The 18,141-nt window shown below is 58.0% G+C and carries 17 protein-coding genes; 13 read left to right on the forward strand and 4 right to left on the reverse strand.

Annotated features, from left to right (window positions below; all coding sequences use genetic code 11):
- Positions 1-150 precede the first annotated feature (150 nt).
- The 5 genes from ACFIOZ_RS19430 to ACFIOZ_RS19450 all read left to right on the forward strand — a co-directional run bounded on the left by ACFIOZ_RS19430 (position 151) and on the right by ACFIOZ_RS19450 (position 7,091).
- Positions 151-1,791 carry an ABC transporter substrate-binding protein gene (locus tag ACFIOZ_RS19430; protein WP_386080569.1) on the forward strand — a complete coding sequence of 547 codons (1,641 nt, stop codon included), beginning with the start codon at positions 151-153 and terminating at the stop codon, positions 1,789-1,791.
- A 265-nt stretch (positions 1,792-2,056) separates the two neighbouring features.
- Positions 2,057-3,013 (forward strand): ABC transporter permease, encoded by a 957-nt coding sequence (locus ACFIOZ_RS19435; protein ID WP_386080571.1) that lies wholly within the window; start codon positions 2,057-2,059, stop codon positions 3,011-3,013.
- Between the two features lie 14 nt (positions 3,014-3,027).
- The gene (locus ACFIOZ_RS19440; protein ID WP_386080573.1) at positions 3,028-3,918 is read left to right on the forward strand and encodes an ABC transporter permease; all 891 of its coding nucleotides are present in this window, start codon (positions 3,028-3,030) and stop codon (positions 3,916-3,918) included.
- Positions 3,919-3,922: 4 nt separating this feature from the next.
- The gene (locus tag ACFIOZ_RS19445; RefSeq protein WP_386080575.1) at positions 3,923-5,581 is read left to right on the forward strand and encodes an ABC transporter ATP-binding protein; all 1,659 of its coding nucleotides are present in this window, start codon (positions 3,923-3,925) and stop codon (positions 5,579-5,581) included.
- 49 nt (positions 5,582-5,630) lie between these two features.
- Positions 5,631-7,091 carry an NAD-dependent succinate-semialdehyde dehydrogenase gene (locus ACFIOZ_RS19450; RefSeq protein WP_386080576.1) on the forward strand — a complete coding sequence of 487 codons (1,461 nt, stop codon included), beginning with the start codon at positions 5,631-5,633 and terminating at the stop codon, positions 7,089-7,091.
- Positions 7,092-7,162: 71 nt separating this feature from the next.
- On the opposite strand, the gene ACFIOZ_RS19455 is transcribed toward ACFIOZ_RS19450, so the two are convergent.
- The gene (locus tag ACFIOZ_RS19455; RefSeq protein ID WP_386080578.1) at positions 7,163-8,089 is read right to left on the reverse strand and encodes a 2-hydroxyacid dehydrogenase; all 927 of its coding nucleotides are present in this window, start codon (positions 8,087-8,089) and stop codon (positions 7,163-7,165) included.
- Positions 8,090-8,429: 340 nt separating this feature from the next.
- On the opposite strand from ACFIOZ_RS19455, the gene gabT reads away from it, so the two are divergent.
- The 3 genes from gabT (at position 8,430) to ACFIOZ_RS19470 (ending at position 10,954) form a co-directional block, all read left to right on the forward strand.
- A complete protein-coding gene (gabT, locus tag ACFIOZ_RS19460; protein ID WP_386080579.1) occupies positions 8,430-9,722 on the forward strand; it encodes a 4-aminobutyrate--2-oxoglutarate transaminase in 1,293 nt (430 codons plus the stop codon).
- A 31-nt stretch (positions 9,723-9,753) separates the two neighbouring features.
- On the forward strand, positions 9,754-10,398 hold the full coding sequence (locus ACFIOZ_RS19465) for a hypothetical protein (RefSeq protein ID WP_386080581.1): 645 nt from the start codon (positions 9,754-9,756) through the stop codon (positions 10,396-10,398).
- A gap of 67 nt (positions 10,399-10,465) precedes the next feature.
- The gene (locus tag ACFIOZ_RS19470; protein ID WP_386080583.1) at positions 10,466-10,954 is read left to right on the forward strand and encodes an Lrp/AsnC family transcriptional regulator; all 489 of its coding nucleotides are present in this window, start codon (positions 10,466-10,468) and stop codon (positions 10,952-10,954) included.
- 30 nt (positions 10,955-10,984) lie between these two features.
- Here the strand turns inward: ACFIOZ_RS19470 and ACFIOZ_RS19475 are convergent, their stop codons facing one another.
- On the reverse strand, positions 10,985-11,878 hold the full coding sequence (locus tag ACFIOZ_RS19475) for a LysR substrate-binding domain-containing protein (RefSeq protein ID WP_386080585.1): 894 nt from the start codon (positions 11,876-11,878) through the stop codon (positions 10,985-10,987).
- Positions 11,879-12,063: 185 nt separating this feature from the next.
- Here ACFIOZ_RS19475 and ACFIOZ_RS19480 point away from each other — a divergent pair, with 185 nt between their 5' ends.
- Positions 12,064-12,399, forward strand: a complete 336-nt coding sequence (locus ACFIOZ_RS19480) for a hypothetical protein (RefSeq protein ID WP_386080586.1) — start codon at positions 12,064-12,066, stop codon at positions 12,397-12,399.
- 88 nt (positions 12,400-12,487) lie between these two features.
- On the opposite strand, the gene ACFIOZ_RS19485 is transcribed toward ACFIOZ_RS19480, so the two are convergent.
- Positions 12,488-14,623 (reverse strand): PhoX family protein, encoded by a 2,136-nt coding sequence (locus tag ACFIOZ_RS19485; RefSeq protein WP_386080587.1) that lies wholly within the window; start codon positions 14,621-14,623, stop codon positions 12,488-12,490.
- Between the two features lie 207 nt (positions 14,624-14,830).
- Here ACFIOZ_RS19485 and hemP point away from each other — a divergent pair, with 207 nt between their 5' ends.
- The 4 genes from hemP to ACFIOZ_RS19505 all read left to right on the forward strand — a co-directional run bounded on the left by hemP (position 14,831) and on the right by ACFIOZ_RS19505 (position 16,790).
- Complete coding sequence (gene hemP / locus ACFIOZ_RS19490) at positions 14,831-15,016, forward strand: hemin uptake protein HemP (RefSeq protein ID WP_386080589.1); 186 nt, start codon at positions 14,831-14,833, stop codon at positions 15,014-15,016.
- A 102-nt stretch (positions 15,017-15,118) separates the two neighbouring features.
- The gene (locus ACFIOZ_RS19495) at positions 15,119-16,174 is read left to right on the forward strand and encodes a ChuX/HutX family heme-like substrate-binding protein (protein ID WP_386080590.1); all 1,056 of its coding nucleotides are present in this window, start codon (positions 15,119-15,121) and stop codon (positions 16,172-16,174) included.
- On the forward strand, positions 16,171-16,293 hold the full coding sequence (locus ACFIOZ_RS19500) for a hypothetical protein (protein ID WP_386080592.1): 123 nt from the start codon (positions 16,171-16,173) through the stop codon (positions 16,291-16,293). The genes ACFIOZ_RS19495 and ACFIOZ_RS19500 overlap by 4 nt, the downstream gene beginning before the upstream one ends.
- 119 nt (positions 16,294-16,412) lie before the next feature.
- On the forward strand, positions 16,413-16,790 hold the full coding sequence (locus tag ACFIOZ_RS19505; RefSeq protein ID WP_386080593.1) for a YbaN family protein: 378 nt from the start codon (positions 16,413-16,415) through the stop codon (positions 16,788-16,790).
- A gap of 36 nt (positions 16,791-16,826) precedes the next feature.
- Here the strand turns inward: ACFIOZ_RS19505 and ACFIOZ_RS19510 are convergent, their stop codons facing one another.
- Entirely contained in the window at positions 16,827-18,092 is a 1,266-nt protein-coding gene (locus ACFIOZ_RS19510; RefSeq protein ID WP_386080595.1) for a hydroxymethylglutaryl-CoA reductase, degradative, read from the reverse strand.
- Positions 18,093-18,141: the final 49 nt, after the last annotated feature.

An 18,141-nucleotide genomic window follows, 5' to 3' on the forward strand; every position in this document is an offset into this window, starting at 1 on the left:
CCCGCACATTGCAAACAAGACTCACCAAGAGAGCGACTAACCAAAACAGCTATTAACAAAAAACAGCCACTAACAGAAATGGCTATAAAAAAAGCTAAGCACGCGCTGCCAGACTCACAAAAACACTTAATCGCAGTAAGGAGAAGGCTTATGACACGTGAAAAAAATCCTGATGATCTGTTTGTTTCTCCCGAACAAAGCATGCAGGTTTACAACGCCATGCGGCGCGGGCTGTCTCGACGCGAGGCCATGAAAGTTATTGGCGCGGCGGGTGTCTTTGCCGCTGCGTCTGGCGCCTTTCCCGGTTTCTCTTCAGCCTGGGCGGCGGATAGCGAAAGCGCACCCCCCCAGTACGGCGGCCGTATCCGCATAGCGGCACACTCGGCATCCACAAAAGATACCCTGGATCCCGCCTTAGGAGCGACGGCCATCGACTATGTCCGCGCCTACATGTTTTATAATGGCCTGACCCAGTACGATGAAGATCTGACGCCCCAGCCCTGCCTGGCGGAGTCGTTTGAGAATACCGATAACGGCAGCCACTGGATCTTTACCCTGCGGCGCGGCGTCACCTTCCACGATGGCAAACCGCTGACACCCCAGGATGTGATCTTTTCGATCATGCGCCATCAGGATCCCGCGACCGGTTCAAAGGTCGCCTCCATGGTCGAACAAATCGACAGTATCAGGGCACTGGATGATCACCGCGTCGAATTCAACCTCTCCTCTCCCAATATCGAGTTGCCCTCTATCCTGGCCGTTTCGCACCTAGTGATTGTGGCAGACGGCACGACCGACTTCTCGAAAGGGCTGGGAACCGGCGCCTTTAAGTGCCAGGAGTTTACCCCCGGCGTGCGTTCAATCGGCGTTCGTAATGAGAACTACTGGCGTAATGGCCACCCCTATCTGGATGCCATTGAGGTGGTGGGGATTAGCGACGAATCATCACGGGTCAATGCACTGCTCTCTGGCGATGTGCAGATGATCAATGAAGTCAGTGGCAACTCCGCAGAGCGCTTGAAAACCAGTGACGGCTACCAGGTAAAAGCGACGAACGCCGGTAACTACACCGACCTGGTCATGCGCTTTGACCAGCAGCCCACCAGCCGCCCCGAATTCCGCGAGGCGATGAAGTACCTCTTTGATCGTGAGCAGATCAAACGTGTCGCCCTGCGCGGTTATGGCGAGATCGCCAACGACCAACCGATTATCTCCAGCTCCCCCTACTACTTCGATGGGCTACCCCAGCGAGAGTACGACCCAGAGCGGGCGGCCTCCTTGCTTGCCAAGGCAGGCCTGGCAGGCGCAACCGTACCATTAGTAGCGTCTCCAGCAGCTTCCTCGTCGGAAGATATGGCCGTGCTTCTCCAGCAGTCCGCGGCTCAGGCAGGGCTCAACCTTAATATCAACCGGGTTCCCTCTGACGGCTACTGGTCTAACCACTGGATGAAACACCCGCTGGGGTTCGGCAATATCAATCCCCGCCCCACGGCGAATATTTTGCTTTCGCAGTTTTTCCTCTCCAGCGCAGCCTGGAACGAATCCGGCTGGCACAACGAGCAGTTTGATCAATTGTTGATTGCCTCGCGGGGAGAGCCGGATTTGGCCACCCGTAAGCAGATGTACGCCGACATGCAGACCATGATCCATGAAGAGGGCGGCATCGGCATCCCCGTCTTCCTAAGCAGCATTGAAAGCTTCGATTCCCGCATTGGTGGCATGGATCGTACCGTCCCCCTGGGCAGTTTCATGGGCTATATGTTCGCCGAGCATATCTGGTGGAAAGGTTAGGAGCCTGTCCGACTTAACACTGATCTACTGCGAATCCCGGTATTTTGGCCAACTTTATTCGATCGATTTCGTTAAATAGCGCGCTATTCGCCTCAATCGATCGATAAATTTGGCTCAAAATCCGTGCTTCTCGCGACGATCGGCCAAGCCGGACAGGCTCCTAGTTCCTGCTCTCCCTACTGTGATCACGAGCCATGGGCATTTCACAAAAGCGGCTAACGACGCTTGGTGATGACGAACATGGCTCTTGAGCCGGAGAAGAAAGATGCGCGACTCACTCTTTGGACTGGTACTAGGTCGCTTAGCCTCCAGTCTTATTACCCTGCTGATGGTATCGCTGGTGATCTTTGCGATTACCTCGCTGCTGCCAGGGGACACCGCCCAGCAGGTGCTGGGGCAGTTTGCCACGCCGGAACAGGTAGAGGTGCTGCGTGCCCAGCTAGGCCTTAATCAGCCGCCCTTGCTGCGCTACTGGCAGTGGCTAAGCGGCTTTGCCACCGGCGACCTTGGCCGCTCCGCCAGTAATGGCGTGGATGTCATACAGCTGGTCAATGACCGGCTCCCCAATTCGTTACTGCTAGCCGCGATTACCACCGCTATCTCAGTCCCTGTGGCGCTGACTATGGGTATCGCCGCCGCCATGCGCCGGGGTGGCGTGCTTGACCGCACCCTGAACCTGATCACCCTGTCGATGGTGGCGGTACCCGAGTTTCTAGTCGCCACCCTGGCGGTACTGATTTTCGCCGTGCAACTCGGCTGGTTACCGGCACTCTCCTACGTGTCCACCGTCGACAGTTTGGGCGCCTTTATGAAAGTGTACGCCATGCCAGTGCTCACTCTTTGCAGCGTATTAATTGCACAGATGGCACGTATGACGCGGGCGGCCTTAATCGATCAGCTCGACAGCGCGTATGTGGAGATGGCACGGCTCAAAGGCGTCCCACCGATGCGGCGTGTCCTGCGCCATGCGCTGCCTAACGCCGTCGGCCCGATTGCCAATGCGGTAGCGCTTAGCCTCTCCTACCTGCTGGGCGGGGTGATCATCGTTGAAACCATCTTCAACTATCCAGGCATCGCCAGCTTAATGGTCGATGCGGTTTCCAACCGCGATCTCGCCCTGGTACAGGCCTGCGCCATGATCTTTTGCGGCGCTTATCTGCTGCTGGTCATGCTGGCCGACCTGTGTGCGATCCTCTCCAACCCGAGGCTGCGAAACCGATGAACGACACCAAGACAATGCCTGCTAGCAAGGGCAAACGGCATTCCTATGTCTCGCCAAGAAGCCGCCTGCCGATAGCGGTACCTAAACAGCGCAATCGTTCAGGGTGGCAACTCACCCGCTGGATCGGTTTCAGCTTGTTCAGCTTCTGGCTGTTAGTGGCGCTGTTTGGGCCACTTTTCGCGCCCTATCCCATGGGGGCTTTTGTCTCTGATCAGATATACGGCGGCGCGAGCACAGCCCACCTGCTGGGCACCGACTATATGGGCCGCGATATGCTCAGTCGCATGCTCACCGGGGCGCGCTACACCGTGGGACTGGCGCTAGTGGCCGCGTTATTGTCAACCCTGGTTGGCGCGGGCTTTGGCATGTTGACGGTGCTGCTGCCGCGCTGGCTCGAGGAGAGCGTTCGGCGGGTATTCGATACGCTGATCTCGATCCCCAGCAAAATGATGGCACTGGTCATGGTCTCCGCCTTTGGCACCTCTATCCCACTGCTGATTCTGGCGGCGGTACTCAGCTACGCGCCAGGCTCTTTCCGTATTGCCCATAGCCTGGCCAAAAATCTCGCCACCCTGGAGTACGTTCAAGTCGCCCGTACTCGTGGAGAGGGACGGCTGTATATCGCCGCCGTGGAAATTTTCCCCAATATGATCCAGCCCGTGCTCACCGATATGGGCATGCGCTTTGTGTTTATCGTACTGCTGCTCAGCGGCATGAGCTTTCTGGGCTTAGGCGTGCAGCCGCCGGTCGCCGACCTGGGCTCCCTGGTGCGTGAAAACATCGGTGGTCTTAGCCAGGGGGCGTTGGCAGTGATTGCCCCAGCCCTGGCGATTGGCTCATTAACCGTCGGTGCCAACCTGTTGATCGACAGCCTCTCGAACAGCCGCGATAACCAGAAGGAGTGATGCCATGCAAGGTGAATCGCTGATCGTACGCGATCTTGATATCTGTGCGACCCCGCCTGGTGAGGAGGAGCGCACGATCGTCAGCCAGATCAATTTTGCGCTTAAGCCCGGCGAAGTGATGGCACTGATCGGTGAATCCGGTTCCGGCAAGACCACCATTGCGCTGGCCATGATGGGTTACGCCCGGCGCGGCTGTCGGATCGCCGGGGGCAGCGTGCAGCTGGGGGAGACTGACATACTCACCCTCTCCGCCGTGGAAACCCGCGCGTTGCGCGGCCACCGGGTGACCTACATTGCCCAAAGCGCCGCGGCCGCCTTCAACCCCTCGCGCCGCCTGATGGATCAGGTCATCGAAGGCGCACTTATCCATGGCGTGATGGATCGACAGCAAGCGCAGCAGAAAGCCATTCAGCTGTTTGGCGAGCTGGCCATGCCCGACCCAGAACATATCGGCGACCGCTACCCCCACCAGGTCTCCGGCGGCCAACTACAGCGCCTTATGGCCGCCATGGCCCTGATTACCGACCCCGCGCTGGTGATTCTGGATGAACCGACCACCGCACTGGATGTGACCACCCAGGTCGATGTGCTGCGGGCTTTCAAGCGCGTTATGCGCGAGCGGGGTACCACGGCGCTGTATGTCTCCCATGACCTTGCCGTGGTGGCGCAGATTGCCGATCACGTGCTGGTGCTACAGGCCGGGGAGGAGCAGGAGCAAGGGCCCATTGGGCAAATCCTGGACAATCCCGGCCATGCCTACACGCGTAGCTTATTGGCAGCGGCGCGTCCGGAGACCCGCGTGCCCTCTGGCCTTCCATCAAGCGACGACGAATTGTTGCGCATTGATGATCTTCAAGTGGGCTATGGGCGCTGTGATCGTAATGGGCTGCCGAATAATGTCGTGCTGGATCATATCCAACTGCGCATTGATCGCGGCCAAGCGTTAGGCGTGATTGGTGAATCCGGGTCGGGCAAATCAACGCTTGCCCGTGCAGTCGCTGGCCTGGTGGCACCGTCACGGGGGGAAGTTCAGTTCAATTGCCGTGAGCTACCGCCGACGCTGCGTGGCCGCACCCCCGACCAGTTTCGGCGTATCCAGATCGTTTTCCAGAGCGCCGACAATGCGCTCAACCCCGCCCACTCGGTTAGGCGGCTACTCAACCGGCCGCTGGAAACCTATTTTCAGATGAGTCGCGATGCCCGACAGCGGCGGGTCGAAGAGTTGATGGACTTGGTCAAACTGCCGCGCACGCTGCTCGACCGCAAGCCCAGCGGGCTATCGGGTGGCCAGAAGCAGCGCGTCAACCTCGCCCGGGCGCTGGCCGCGGAACCCGACCTGATCCTCTGCGACGAGGTGACCTCGGCGCTGGATACCGTGGTGGGCGCTGCGATTCTCGAGCTGCTGGCCGAACTGCGCCGTGAACTGGGCGTTGCCTACCTGTTTATCAGCCACGATATCTCGACGGTGCGCTCGCTGTGCGACGACGTCATGGTGCTTTACCAGGGGGAGTGTGTGGAATTCGGCCCCTGCAGCACGGTGCTCAACCAGCCACAGCACGACTACACCCGCAAGCTAATCGGCTCGGTGCCTGAACTAAAGCCTGGCTGGCTGGAGGGGTGCCAATGGTCGACCCATACGCAGCCGTCAACCGCGCCCGTTTAATCACTAGCGCTATTGATGACCTAGCCCTATTAATGACAAGGAGAAAAGCATGCCGACGCTGTCCCTCAATGACCGTGACCTGCTACGCGAGCAGGCCTTTATCAACGCACAGTGGTGCGACGCCGACGATGCGGCCACGCTGACTGTCACCAACCCCGCCAGCGGCGAAGCGCTGGCTAGCATACCCAGCATGGGTGCCAACGAAACCCGCCGGGCAATCGAGGCCGCCGAAGCGGCGTGGCCAGCTTGGCGTGCGCAAACAGCGGCAGCGCGCGCAGCACTGCTGGAGCGCTGGCATGCCCTAATCCTGGAAAACAGTGAGGATCTGGCGGTATTGATGACCCTGGAACAGGGGAAACCGCTGGCCGAATCACGAGGAGAGGTTCAGTACGGCGCAAGTTTTATCAAGTGGTTTGCGGAAGAGGCACGCCGTGCCTACGGCGAGACCATCCCCTCCCCCAGCGCGGATCGCCGCATTGTGATCCTCAAACAGCCGGTGGGCGTGTGCGGGGCGATTACGCCCTGGAACTTCCCCATCGCCATGATTACCCGCAAGTGCGCGCCGGCGCTGGCAGCCGGATGCCCGATTGTGATCAAACCCTCGGAGCTGACGCCACTGTCAGCACTGGCCTTGGCAGTACTTGCAGAGCGTGCGGGTTTCCCCCCCGGGGTGGTGAATATCGTCACCGGGCTGCCCGAAGGGATTGGCGGCGAACTGACCTCAAACCCCACCGTGCGCAAGCTCTCGTTCACCGGTTCGACCCGGGTGGGCAGCCTGCTGATGCGCCAGAGTGCTGACGACATTAAGCGCCTCAGCCTGGAGCTGGGCGGCAATGCCCCGCTGATCGTGTTTGACGATGCCGACCTGGAACTGGCGGTGGCCGGGGCGATGGCGAGCAAGTTCCGTAATGCCGGTCAGACCTGCGTTTGCGCCAACCGCATTCTGGTTCAATCCGGCATCCATGACCGCTTTGTGGCCCGCCTGGCGACCGAAATCGAGGCGTTGCGCTGTGGCGACGGCATGCAGGAAGGCACCACGATCGGCCCACTGATCAATGACCAGGCCGTGAGCAAAGTCGCCCGCCATCTCGATGACGCCTTATCCCATGGTGCTGAACGGGTGCTCGGCGATGTACCCAGTGGTCAGGATCGCTTTGTGGCGCCGGTACTGCTCACCAAAGTCACCGAAGCCATGCTGGTCACCCAGGAGGAGACCTTTGGCCCCGTCGCCCCCATCATGCAATTTGACAGCGAAGAAGAAGCTATTCGTATTGCCAACGCCACGCCCTTTGGGCTCGCCGCCTACTTCTTCACCGAAAGCGTGCGCCGGGCCTGGCGGGTCGGCGAAGCGCTGGAGTTCGGCATGGTCGGCCTCAACACCGGCTCCATTTCCATGGAAGTCGCGCCGTTTGGTGGCATGAAACAGTCTGGCCTGGGCCGCGAAGGCGCCCATCAAGGCCTGGATGAGTACCTGGAAGAGAAAGCGTTCCATATGGGCGGTCTGAACTAACGCGGACTTAACGAACGCCGACATACCCCACTCGCTCGCCGATACAGAGCGAGCGAGTGGGAAACGCTATGCTAGTAACCACGCTGCAGATCGACACGGCCAACCATTGGTTCACCACGTTGATAACGACGCAGGTTGTCCAGTAGAACCGGGAAAGCGCTATCCGGCTGGGTCATCGCAGCCACGTGGGGGGTCAGTAAAATGCGCTCGTCCCGCCAGAAGGGGTGATCGTCAGCAGGCGGCTCTTCGCTCAATACGTCCAGTACCGCCGCACTCAGATGCCCCTCGTCGAGGGCTTGCGTCAGGTCGTGGTCAACCAGGTGCTCGCCACGGCCGATGTTGATCAGGGCCGCGCCTTCGGGCATACGCGCAAAAAGGTCGCTATTGAGAATACCGCGGGTGGCGTCGGTCAGCGGCAACACGCAGATCACAATATCGCTTTCAGCAAGGAACCCATCCAGCGCTTCCTGGCCACTGTGGCAGTGAACATTCGCCACCTGTTTTGGCGAACGCGACCAACCGTGCACGTCAAAACCGTAACCTGCCAGATGGGTGGCGATGGCGCAGCCAAGCTGGCCTAAACCGAGGATGCCGATACGTCGTTTTTCAGTCGGCACAAGCATATGCGCCTGCCATTTTCCCTCGCGCTGCTGGCGAACATAGTCGCCCATGCGGCGGTGCAGCCATAGCGTTGCAAAGGTGGCGTACTCAATCATCCCACTCTCAATGGCAGGGTCGAGCATCCGCACGACCGGCAGCTCTGGAGGCAGTGCGTCAAAATCAAACTGATCGACACCCGCAGAGGTGGCAAACAGCACTTCAAGGGAGGGCAGGCACGCCATGATGTTTTCTGGGGGCATCCACGCCAACAAATAGCGGATCTCGTTAGGGTCGCCAATATCGGGCCACTGGCGGAACTCAATATCCGGCGCGTGTTGGGCAAAGAGTTCTTTCCACCGGGCCCCGCGCACCGGGTCAGATTTATACAGCAGTGCCATAGCGCGTCTCCTTAGCTAAAACGTCATCCTACGGTGGTTTGAGAGGCATCGGATACCGTTTTGGCAGTGGTGAAGCGAAGCCATGGGCCTAAATCCGCTCTCAAGGCGCAGATTACACTGCGCTCCCCCATGACAGTGGATGATGCTGCGCAGGCTGGTAAATACGAAGGATTACGCGGTTACCGGCACCATGCCAAGCGTATTTAGCTTGCTAACAACGGTAAGCTCAAGAACGTATGGGTATTGGCGCTCGTTCTCTCGTTCTATCTAAAAGCGGCGCCAACACACCACAACATGAACATAGTGACTATAACCGTGAATATGTTTAAGGAGCCCGCAGATGAAGACCGACGCCCACCCTTCCCACGCCATGCTAAGCCAGCGCGAGCAGTGCATTCCCCGCGGTGTGGTGAACGCCCACCCTATTGTCATTTCTCATGCCCGCGGCAGCGAAGCCTATGACGTCGACGGCAATCGCTATTTGGATTTTGTGGGGGGTATCGGCGTGCTCAATGTCGGTCACAATCACCCGCGGGTGGTGGCGGCGGTTCAGGCCCAGGTGGAACGTATTTCCCATATGAGTTTCCAGGTGGCTGCTTACCCTGGTTATATAGAACTCGCGAACAAGCTGGCCCAGTTGGTCGGCGATGGCAACGCCTACCAAAGCGTGCTCTTTACCTCCGGTGCTGAAGCGGTGGAGAACGCCATCAAAATTGCCCGTTCCCACACGGGCCGCCCCAACGTGATTGCCTTTCGCGGCGGCTTTCATGGACGCACACTGTTGGGCACCACGCTCACTGGCATGAGCCAGCCCTATCGACAAAATTTTGGCCCCTTTGCCCCCGCTGTCCACCACGTGAGCTACCCGGATGCGCTGCGTGGCGTCAGCAGTGAGGACGTCCTTGCCGAGCTGGATACGCTGTTCGCCACGGAAGTCGTTCCCGAGCAGGTCGCCGCTATCCTGATCGAGCCGGTGCAGGGTGATGGTGGCTTCCTGCCTGCGCCGGTCGAGTTTATGCAGGCCCTTCGCGCCTTGACCGAACGCCACGGCATTGTGCTCATCGCCGATGAAATTCAGACCGGCTTCGGGCGCACGGGCAAGATGTTTGGTTTTGAACACAGCCATATCCAGCCAGACCTGGTCACTGTCGCTAAGAGCCTGGGCGGAGGCTTGCCGATCTCGGGCGTGGTTGGACGTACCGAGATGATGCAAGCTCCCGCGCCGGGCGGGCTCGGCGGCACCTATGGCGGCAGCGCGCTTAGCTGTGCGGCGGCACTGGCGGTGCTGAATATTTTTGCCGATGAGCAACTGCTTGAACGTGGTATCGCCATGGGCAAACGCCTGGAAACAGGATTGCGCCAGTTGCAGGCCAAGCACCCTTTGATTGCCGAAGTACGCGGGCAAGGCCCCATGCTTGCCATCGAGCTTCTCAACGGCCCGCGGGCCACACCTGAAGACGCTGCCCTGGTGCAACAGGTCATCGATCACTGCCGTGCAGCGGGCTTGCTGGTGATCAAGTGCGGTGTTCATCGCAATGTCATTCGCTTCCTGGCACCACTGAATACCAGCGACGAACACATCGACGAAGCAGTGGCGATGTTGGACAACGCCTTATCGAACACCACTCACTAATTCATCGCCGATGCCAGGAGAGCAGGACGTCATGCAATTGACCGACTATACGACGCTATGCATGGATGCCCATGGCGTGCTGATCGATCGCGATAGAGATATTGCGCGGGGCCTATCGCCACTTTTAGCGATGCTGCCAACACCTCCCTCACAGGAGCAGGTATTAGCAGACTATGTACAGGCGCTGCATGAACTCACGGATGAGCAGATGGGCGCAGTTTCGGCTCACTGTACTGTCTATCGCGCCCTGGCCAACCGCTGGGGGCTGGAGGTGGATTGGCAAGAAGGGATTGAGTTTGCCAGCTCACTTGGCTTTGGCTCACTTTATGAAGATGCCCCTGGGGCTATCCACTATCTGCGCAAGTTCTATCAACTCAGAGTCGTGACGTCCCTCAATGAGCAGGAGTTCTTTACGTTTAACCAGCGCATAGGCCTTTCAGCGAATGAGCGGCTCACCACCGGCAGCTTTGTGGCTGCGCGAGCCAAACTTCGGGAGATGGAGGCAGAAAGAGAGGTTCTGCTCCTAACGGCAGGCCCAGCTGCGAAGAGTAGTCGGGGGGGGCACTGCCTTATCACTCGAAATGCCAAAGCGGATCAGCCCCATAGCCCGTCGTGTGTCTCACTCAGCGATTTTATTTATCAGCATCAGCTTGCTCTACGCGGCGAATTGCTTTAGACAAAGGTATGAGTTCAAATCAACGGGGCGTTGTCTAACGCCCCCCCTAACAAGCAAAGGACTTTGCATGGTGGCTAGCGTCCGTCTTGACCGTATCGACATCAATATTCTTGTTCAGCTACAAGCAGATGGCAGAATGACCAATGTCCATTTGGCCGATGCTGTCGGGCTATCGCCCAGTCCCTGCCTACAGCGCGTCAAGCGACTAGAAGCCGCTGGCTATATCACTTCGTTTCAAGCCCGCCTCAATCTATCGAAAATGATGGAGAGCGTGACCGTTTTTACAGAGGTCACCCTGTCGGATCACCACCGGGAAGATTTTCTGCGCTTTGAACAGAAAATTCGCCAGGTTGATGAAGTGATGGAGTGCCACCTTATTAGTGGCGGCTATGACTATTTACTGCGCTTTATAGCGCGCAGTATTGCCCATTATCAAGGCGTGATGGAGGCACTTATTGAAGACGAAATCGGCATTGAAAAGTACTTCAGCTATATCGTTATCAAGACGCCTATCAATAAAGAGCAGCTTCCGTTGCGCACTTTGATGGAGGGTTAGCTACCCTATTTGCCACTAATAGATTGCACCTCATCCCTCCCGAAATGCTTCGATCACCCGCTCGGCCAACACCTCGCTGGCATCACCACTGCCTGGGCGCTTTACCAGTGCCACTTGGTAATCGCCTAATGGGGGCAGCGATTCGTTATGGAGGCGCTTGAGTGGCGGGCGAACCAAGCTTTTGGGGAAAGCCGTCACGGCCAAGTCGGCCAACATGGCGGCCTCCTGCCCGGCACAGTGGTCGCAGGAGTAGGCAATTCGGTATGCAATCCCCGCTTGATCAAGGGCATTGAGGGTAATTCGACGCCACGCACACCCCTGCTGGGCCAGGGTCACAGGCAGTGGCGTTCGCTGCACAGCAACGCCATCCTCACGGCCCGCCCACACCAGCGGTTCGTTGTGGACAATCTCCCCCCGCGCCGCCTGACCAGGCCCTCCAGCCATCACCAGGGCTAGATCAAGCTCACCCTCGTCCAACCTGGCGAGCAGGTCTTTGCTGCGCCCCACCTCGACATCAACCTGCACCGCCGGGTGCGAGCGGGCAAATTGAGCCAATACAGTGGGCAGGATACGCCCCACCACGTCGTCGGTTATCCCCAGCCCCACGCGCCCCTCTATGGTAGGGACTAAAAACTGGGTCACGGCTTCCGCGTTGAGTTTAAGCAGCCGACGACCATAGCCCAACAGCACTTCCCCCTCGGCCGTCAGGCGGACATGCCGCGCCTCGCGCACAAACAGCGTTTGGCCGAGGATCTCTTCCAGGCGTTTGATCTGCATGCTCAGGGCGGAAGGAGTGCGAAACAGCTGCTGGGCGGCGCGGGTAAAGCTGCCGCTCTCAGCAATCGTCACAAAGGTGCGCAGTACCTCGCTATCCAGTAGCGGCAAGGCGGCCCGGCTGGGCGCTATGGTAGAGAGTTGATTCATCACACCCACCTTTCAGAAAATCTTAACCCACAGTGTAGTTCTTTTCGTTTGATTGATCCAAGGTAAAGCACCAAGCTGATAACCAGAGGTCGCGACCCTCCTACTTATTAATCACAGTTCACACCTGCCCAGTCGGTGGGTAGGCACCGCTTAGTGTAAAGCGGAGGTGACGATGGAGGTGCGCGATGAAGTTCGAAAATCCTACCCAACATGCCCATAACGCCTGGGAAAAGGCCAGCCAGTTGGCGCCGCCGCCCAAGCCGCCACAATTGCAGTTTTACATGCCTGCCATGCCGCCAATGGGGCTGATTAGAGCGGTCGATATGCGTTGGTGGCGCTACCAGCGTCGGCGGCTATTTCGACGCCATATCTTGCCGCTCCTGGCTTACGACGAACAGGTGTTGCAGGATATTGGACATTGCCGCGAAGATATTCTCTGGGCCAACCAGCTGCCACTAAAGGTCGATGCCATTCAGGCGTTAAAGGCTCGGCAGAAAAAATGCCATGTACCGCAACGCTAGCATCAAAAAAAGCGTCGAACCTGGGAGAGGTTCGACGCTTGTATAGGCTTGCTACTGCGTATTTAAGCCTGGTGTTAAAGCCTGGCTTTTAAACGCCTACCGGCCCACCGTCACGCTTCTGAATCACCACAGTCGATGCCCGCGGGCGGACTTGGCCGCTAGCGGCAACGGTGGCGTCTTGTACCAGTGCGTTATCATCCGCTGGCCAGTTACCTGGGTGCTGAATATTAATGAACAGCGCGGTTTTATCCGGCGTGGCAAAGATACCTGTCACTTCGCAGCCGTTCGGCCCCACCGCAAAGCGCTTAAGCTGTTGCTGGTTGCTGCTGTTGACCACCGGGCCGGTTCCCTGGATATCGTCCAGCCCATTGGGGACTACTGCAAGCAACTGGTCGTTGGTGTACTCCGTGATGCCTTCGTAGCCGTTATCGGTCTGAATCCAAAGAATGCCCTGACCATCATCGCGCTCGTCAAACCAAAGCCCATCTGGGCTGGCAAACTGGTTCATTTCGGTCAAGCCCGAGTGATTATCTGTATCATCAGCGGCAGCACCAAACACAAACACTTCCCAAGTAAAGGCATTGGGCAGCCGGCTTTCCCGCCAGCGAATAATATGCCCCGCTTCGTTATTGGCGCGAGGGTTGGCGGCATTGGTGGGCGCTAAATCGTAACCAACACCTGCTTGTTCCAGGTGCTCACCGTCATTAGTGTAGGTTGGGGCTGTCTCTTCAGCGGTACGCTGTGTGTTATTGGTGAGGGTGAGATACACCTCACCGGATGCAGGATCGACGGAAGCCCACTCAGGACGATCCATTGGCGTGGCACCCAACAAATCTGCTGCATCACAGGTGTTGATGATGATACCTGCCGCATCGTCGTCGGCTAGCCCCAACGCCGCCGCCAGTGTGCGACCATCGCGCGTTTGGGTGCTAGGCGTTAGCGGCAGCCATTCGCCGCTGCCGTCAGCATGGAAACGGGCCACATAGAGGGTGCCGTTATCCAAATATTTGTTGCCAATGGCAAGACGATCGTACGCTTCACCGGGGCGGTTGGCATCGGCGGAATCCCAGGCAGCGTCGGAGACGTATTTGTATACATACTCGTTGCGGGCATCGTGCCCCGAGTAGTAAACCACTGGCTGACCGGCTTCCAGCTTCCCTAACCAACACCCTTCATGGCGGAAACGGCCGAGTGCCGTACGCTTAACCGCCAATGCATCACTATAGGGATCCACTTCCACCTGGTAGCCGAACGTGCGTGCTTCGTTACGATAATCATCTTCGGCACGCTCGCCGCGCGGGGTAATATCGAAGCGAGCAAATTCGTCATTCTGTTCTGAGGCATCACCTGCCGAAGTATCCCAACCATAGCGGCTTTTATCGGTGGGAATACCAATCCGCGCATCGTCCTGGAAGCGTTCGCCGCGGTTCACAAAGATATCGGGCCAGTTCTCTTCACAGGCTATATAAGTGCCCCAGGGCGTTACCCCGTTACCGCAGTTATTGTTGGTACCACGGGTTTGGGTACCCTCAGGCGAAAAGCGCGTTTTGACGTAGTCACTGCCCGCCACGGGGCCAGCCAGATCCATTTCCGTTGCGCTGGTAAAGCGGCGGTTATAGAGGGAGCCCGGCACATGCGCCCATTGGCCGCTGGCGTCTTTTTCCACCTCGACAAGGGTGACACCGTGAGCATTGATTTCGGTGCGTGACTCCTCGGCCGGACGCTGGCCCTCATCCGCATTGGTGGGGCCGCCCTGGGGCGCCCAGAGTGCCGACTGGTCGATATACTCATTGTTGAGCGCCAGCACAAAACGCCGTGAGGCGTTGTCGGTATCCAGGGCAAAACCGGCCATGCCGTCGTGGTGCATGCCCACACTCGAGGCTTGGCGCTCGGCGGTCATTGGCTGGTCAGGCTGCCAACTGTCGCCAGCGCTTAACGGCGTCCCCCAGGGCACCAGGACTTGGGCCACGTAACCTTCTGGCACCACCACAGCATCAGTAAGTGATCCTTGAACCGCCTCAAACGCCAGTGTCAGGGGTGTTTTTTGGGCTCCGCTGGAGGCAAGCGCTTGAGCAGCACCGCCAAAGCTAAGCATCGAGGCAGCCGCCATGCTCAAACCACCGCGCATCACATCGCGCCGGGATACATGGTGCGCCAATACTTCCGCGAAAGGTTGATTGCCGCTGTGGTTAAACAGGCGATGATCTTCGATCTCTTTACTCATTGTGGTCTCCCCCTGATCGTTTGTAGGCCAACAATTGAACGTTAGGAGACACTAAAGAAGCTAAATGACAACACGATGACGACGTGGCTGCATTTAGATGAAGAACATTGGGCTAGGCGCCCCAACTCCCCAAATCCTATTGAGAGATACCGGCAACTCTGCTAAATTAACGCTAATAGTTATCATTAACACAGGAGTTATCCTCTCATGCAGCTCGCCGATAAGGGCACTCGCCAGGGGGATACGCCCCAGAGGGATACGTCAGCCTCAGCGCCCCGCGAAGTAGATAGCAGCGAATTGCTTGGTAGCTCAGGCCAACTGGTGATTCACCATGAACAGCGCCGCTATGTGTTGCGCCGCACTAAAAGCGGCAAGCTAATCCTCAACGCTTAACGCTGTTAACACTTCAAGCCCTGATTCATTTAAAGATTTATACAGCAACGCCAGCCAGGTAGCCCATCGCACCCAGCCAGTGAACCATAAAAGAGGTGCGTCATGACTTCCTCCCAACAGATCGCCATTATCGAAGCCCTTGACGCGGCGCGCGCCGCAAAGCCACGCCTTCCTGCCATTGAGATTGCCGAACGCTTAGCGATCAGTGAAGGTGAACTCCAAGCCGCTCGTTTGGGCCGCGATGTATTGACGCTGCCGCTTACGCCCAACGAGCTTGCCGCCTACCTGCCCCAGTTGGGACGGGTGAAGGCGTTGACCCGCTCCCGGCTGGCCGTGCTGGAACAGACCGGCGATTATCCTGAACTCAGCGGCGGGCCGCAAACTGGCTTGCTGCTCAACCCCGGCGGCCTGGATCTACGCTTGCTCTACACCCACTGGCACTGGGCCTGCTTGATCCGCGACCCTGTACCTTCCAGCAACGCAGAAGAGCCGAAGTGGCGCTGGAGCCTGCAGATATTTAACCAGCATGGCTGCGCCGTGCATAAATGCTTTGCTCTGGAAAACCCGCTGCCGCGCCCTTGGGGCGCACTGGCAGCCTTGGGAACGCGGGACACGCCGGCGTTTACCCAGAGCATGCCCCGTCTCAAGCGCCCACTCCCCGAAATACCTTCCCTTACCAGCGAGTGGGCCGCGATGCGCGATGTGCACCAGTTCTTTGCCCTTCTCCAGCGCCACCGCCTGGAGCGCATTGAGGCCAACCAACTAATGGAAGGCCGCTATACCCAGGCGTTACCTACGCACGCACTGGAGATGGTGCTTCAGCAAGCCAGCCAGCGCGGGCTGCCGCTGATGCTGTTTGTCGCCAGTCCCGGCTGCGTGCAGATTCATACCGGCACACTGCCCGCTCCACAGCGCGCCCGTGGTTGGCTGAACCTGTTTGGCGAGCATTTCACTCTGCACCTTGATGACGCCGCAATTGACCAGGTTTGGCAAGTCAGCAAGCCCAACCGCGACGGCGGCGTGACCAGCATTGAGGCCTTCGATGCCCAAGGCTCGCTGGTGCTACAGCTTTATGCAGAGCGCCAGGAAGGCCGCGCTGAGCGCCGGGACTGGCGGCAGTTGCTGGATGAACTCGGCGAGCAAGAGGCGGTGGCATGAAAGCATCCCGCCTGATACGACGCTCGCTGGCAGCGCTGCTGATTGGATGGCTGACTAGCGGGGCCGCATTGGCCAGCGAACGCTTGGGGGTCGATATCGCCGAAATCGTGGCGCCTTAATGGCGATCTAAAGTGACCTTCATGCTAGGTCACCACTGCTGACGGCGCGCCTCAATGTGTTCATACTTAATCCATGCAGCACGTTGTCATTTGCACAGGTCGCCAATTTAGGAGCAGGAATGAGACTGATCCGCCTCATGTGGGTGGTGCTGGCAGGAGTTAGTTTTAGCATCGGTGTACTGGGCATTTTTCTGCCTCTGCTGCCCACCACTGTGTTTATGCTGATGGCGGTTTACTGCGCCTCCAAAGGCTCGCCGCGCTTTGAGGCCTGGATTCGCTCCCGCCACTATGTCGGCCCGCTGCTGGTCACCTGGGAGCAGGAGCGTGCCATCCCCCGGCGTGCCAAGCTGGCCGCCGTTAGCATGATCGCGTTGAGTGCGCTGATTACCGGCTGGTCACTCGGCCCCGGCTGGACACGCTGGGGCGTGATCGCTCTACTAATGCTGATTGCCGTTTGGCTGGCTACTCGGCCAGAGCCTTCGTCTTCTAATGAGTAAAGCTTGGCAGTGCTCGCGCTGTGGATTCAAGCCGTTTTATTCAGGTTTATATCGTAGCTTCGCTAACTCCACCTGCGCTAGATCAACACGCACGCTACCCTGCTTCACAAGTGCTTCGGCTACCAGGCCAACTTCTGCCCCTTCTGCTCCTGCCATCAAGGCGATATTTTTAGCGTGGAGCGCCATATGCCCTTTTTGAATCCCTGTCGTGGCTAACGCTTTTAACGCTGCAAAGTTCTGCGCTAAACCAACGGCGACAATGATTCGCGCTAAGCGATCAGCGCTGCTCACACCTAGAATTTCAAGACACCGTCGTGCAGTAGGGTGCGCTCGAGTGGCGCCGCCGATTAATCCCACTGGCATGGGCATCTCAAGGGCACCCGTGAGGTTTCCATCGTGATCTGCCTCCCAGTGGGTAAGTGAACGGTAGCGTCCGGTACGAGCTGCATAGGCATGAGCCCCTGCTTCTACTGCGCGAGTATCATTACCCGTCGCCAACACCACCGCACTCACGCCGTTCATCACCCCTTTATTATGAGTAGCTGCTCTATAGGGATCTAAGTCTGCAAAGCGGTAAGCCGCCAATATACCGTCGCGCACCGACTCCCCGCCTATTTGGTCAAGATGCCAGGTCGCTCTGACTCTTGCCAAACGACGGTCAGCCAGGTTGGACAAAATGCGCAAACGACTCTCGCCTCCCGACCACGCTGCTAACGACGGCGCTACCGCTTCAGCCATCGAGTTCACCGCATTGGCACCCATGGCATCGCGCACATCCACCAGTAGATGCACAATGACCATGTCTTCAAGAACGCGCACCTCTATATCCTGGAAACCACCACCGTGCTCTAACAGCACCGGATCTGTCGCATCACAAATACGTTTAATCTCGTCGCGGGCTTCTAATAAACGCAGACGGGCAAAATCAGGATTAGCGACACCTAGTAACTGAACCTGAGCAATCATAATCGGGGAAGAGGTATCCGTATAAAAGCCACCTGATGCACGACACTGCCGCGCCGCATTACATACGGCAGCGACCACCGATGACTCTTCGGTTGCCATGGGCACCAGCGGCTCTTCACCATCAATCATTAAATTAGTGGCAACGCCAATCGGTATGTTTAAAGTGCCGATAACATTCTCGATCATGCTATCGGCTGTTTCTGCTGGCAGGTTACCGGTGTCTGCCAAATGGGCTTCCCCTGTCGCATCTAAGCCACTTAAAGCGGCCACTTTACGCAACCGCTCACGTGGTGATAGTTGGTAAAATCCTGGAATCCGCGATGAATTTATTGTCATAACCGTTACCTACAATGAATAAAATATTGGTGTAGCGTCACTTAAAAAG

This window comes from Vreelandella sp. F11, from assembly GCF_042466685.1.
GTDB lineage: Bacteria > Pseudomonadota > Gammaproteobacteria > Pseudomonadales > Halomonadaceae > Vreelandella.

Bases quoted from the DNA above. Each gene is read 5' to 3' on its own strand.
- ACFIOZ_RS19430 (WP_386080569.1), top strand. From the start codon at position 151: ATGACACGTGAAAAAAATCCTGATGATCTGTTTGTTTCTCCCGAACAA.
- ACFIOZ_RS19435 (WP_386080571.1), top strand. From the start codon at position 2,057: ATGCGCGACTCACTCTTTGGACTGGTACTAGGTCGCTTAGCCTCCAGT.
- ACFIOZ_RS19440 (WP_386080573.1), top strand. From the start codon at position 3,028: ATGCCTGCTAGCAAGGGCAAACGGCATTCCTATGTCTCGCCAAGAAGC.
- ACFIOZ_RS19445 (WP_386080575.1), top strand. From the start codon at position 3,923: ATGCAAGGTGAATCGCTGATCGTACGCGATCTTGATATCTGTGCGACC.
- ACFIOZ_RS19450 (WP_386080576.1), top strand. From the start codon at position 5,631: ATGCCGACGCTGTCCCTCAATGACCGTGACCTGCTACGCGAGCAGGCC.
- ACFIOZ_RS19455 (WP_386080578.1), bottom strand. From the start codon at position 8,089: ATGGCACTGCTGTATAAATCTGACCCGGTGCGCGGGGCCCGGTGGAAA.
- gabT (WP_386080579.1), top strand. From the start codon at position 8,430: ATGAAGACCGACGCCCACCCTTCCCACGCCATGCTAAGCCAGCGCGAG.
- ACFIOZ_RS19465 (WP_386080581.1), top strand. From the start codon at position 9,754: ATGCAATTGACCGACTATACGACGCTATGCATGGATGCCCATGGCGTG.
- ACFIOZ_RS19470 (WP_386080583.1), top strand. From the start codon at position 10,466: ATGGTGGCTAGCGTCCGTCTTGACCGTATCGACATCAATATTCTTGTT.
- ACFIOZ_RS19475 (WP_386080585.1), bottom strand. From the start codon at position 11,878: ATGAATCAACTCTCTACCATAGCGCCCAGCCGGGCCGCCTTGCCGCTA.
- ACFIOZ_RS19480 (WP_386080586.1), top strand. From the start codon at position 12,064: ATGAAGTTCGAAAATCCTACCCAACATGCCCATAACGCCTGGGAAAAG.
- ACFIOZ_RS19485 (WP_386080587.1), bottom strand. From the start codon at position 14,623: ATGAGTAAAGAGATCGAAGATCATCGCCTGTTTAACCACAGCGGCAAT.
- hemP (WP_386080589.1), top strand. From the start codon at position 14,831: ATGCAGCTCGCCGATAAGGGCACTCGCCAGGGGGATACGCCCCAGAGG.
- ACFIOZ_RS19495 (WP_386080590.1), top strand. From the start codon at position 15,119: ATGACTTCCTCCCAACAGATCGCCATTATCGAAGCCCTTGACGCGGCG.
- ACFIOZ_RS19500 (WP_386080592.1), top strand. From the start codon at position 16,171: ATGAAAGCATCCCGCCTGATACGACGCTCGCTGGCAGCGCTGCTGATT.
- ACFIOZ_RS19505 (WP_386080593.1), top strand. From the start codon at position 16,413: ATGAGACTGATCCGCCTCATGTGGGTGGTGCTGGCAGGAGTTAGTTTT.
- ACFIOZ_RS19510 (WP_386080595.1), bottom strand. From the start codon at position 18,092: ATGACAATAAATTCATCGCGGATTCCAGGATTTTACCAACTATCACCA.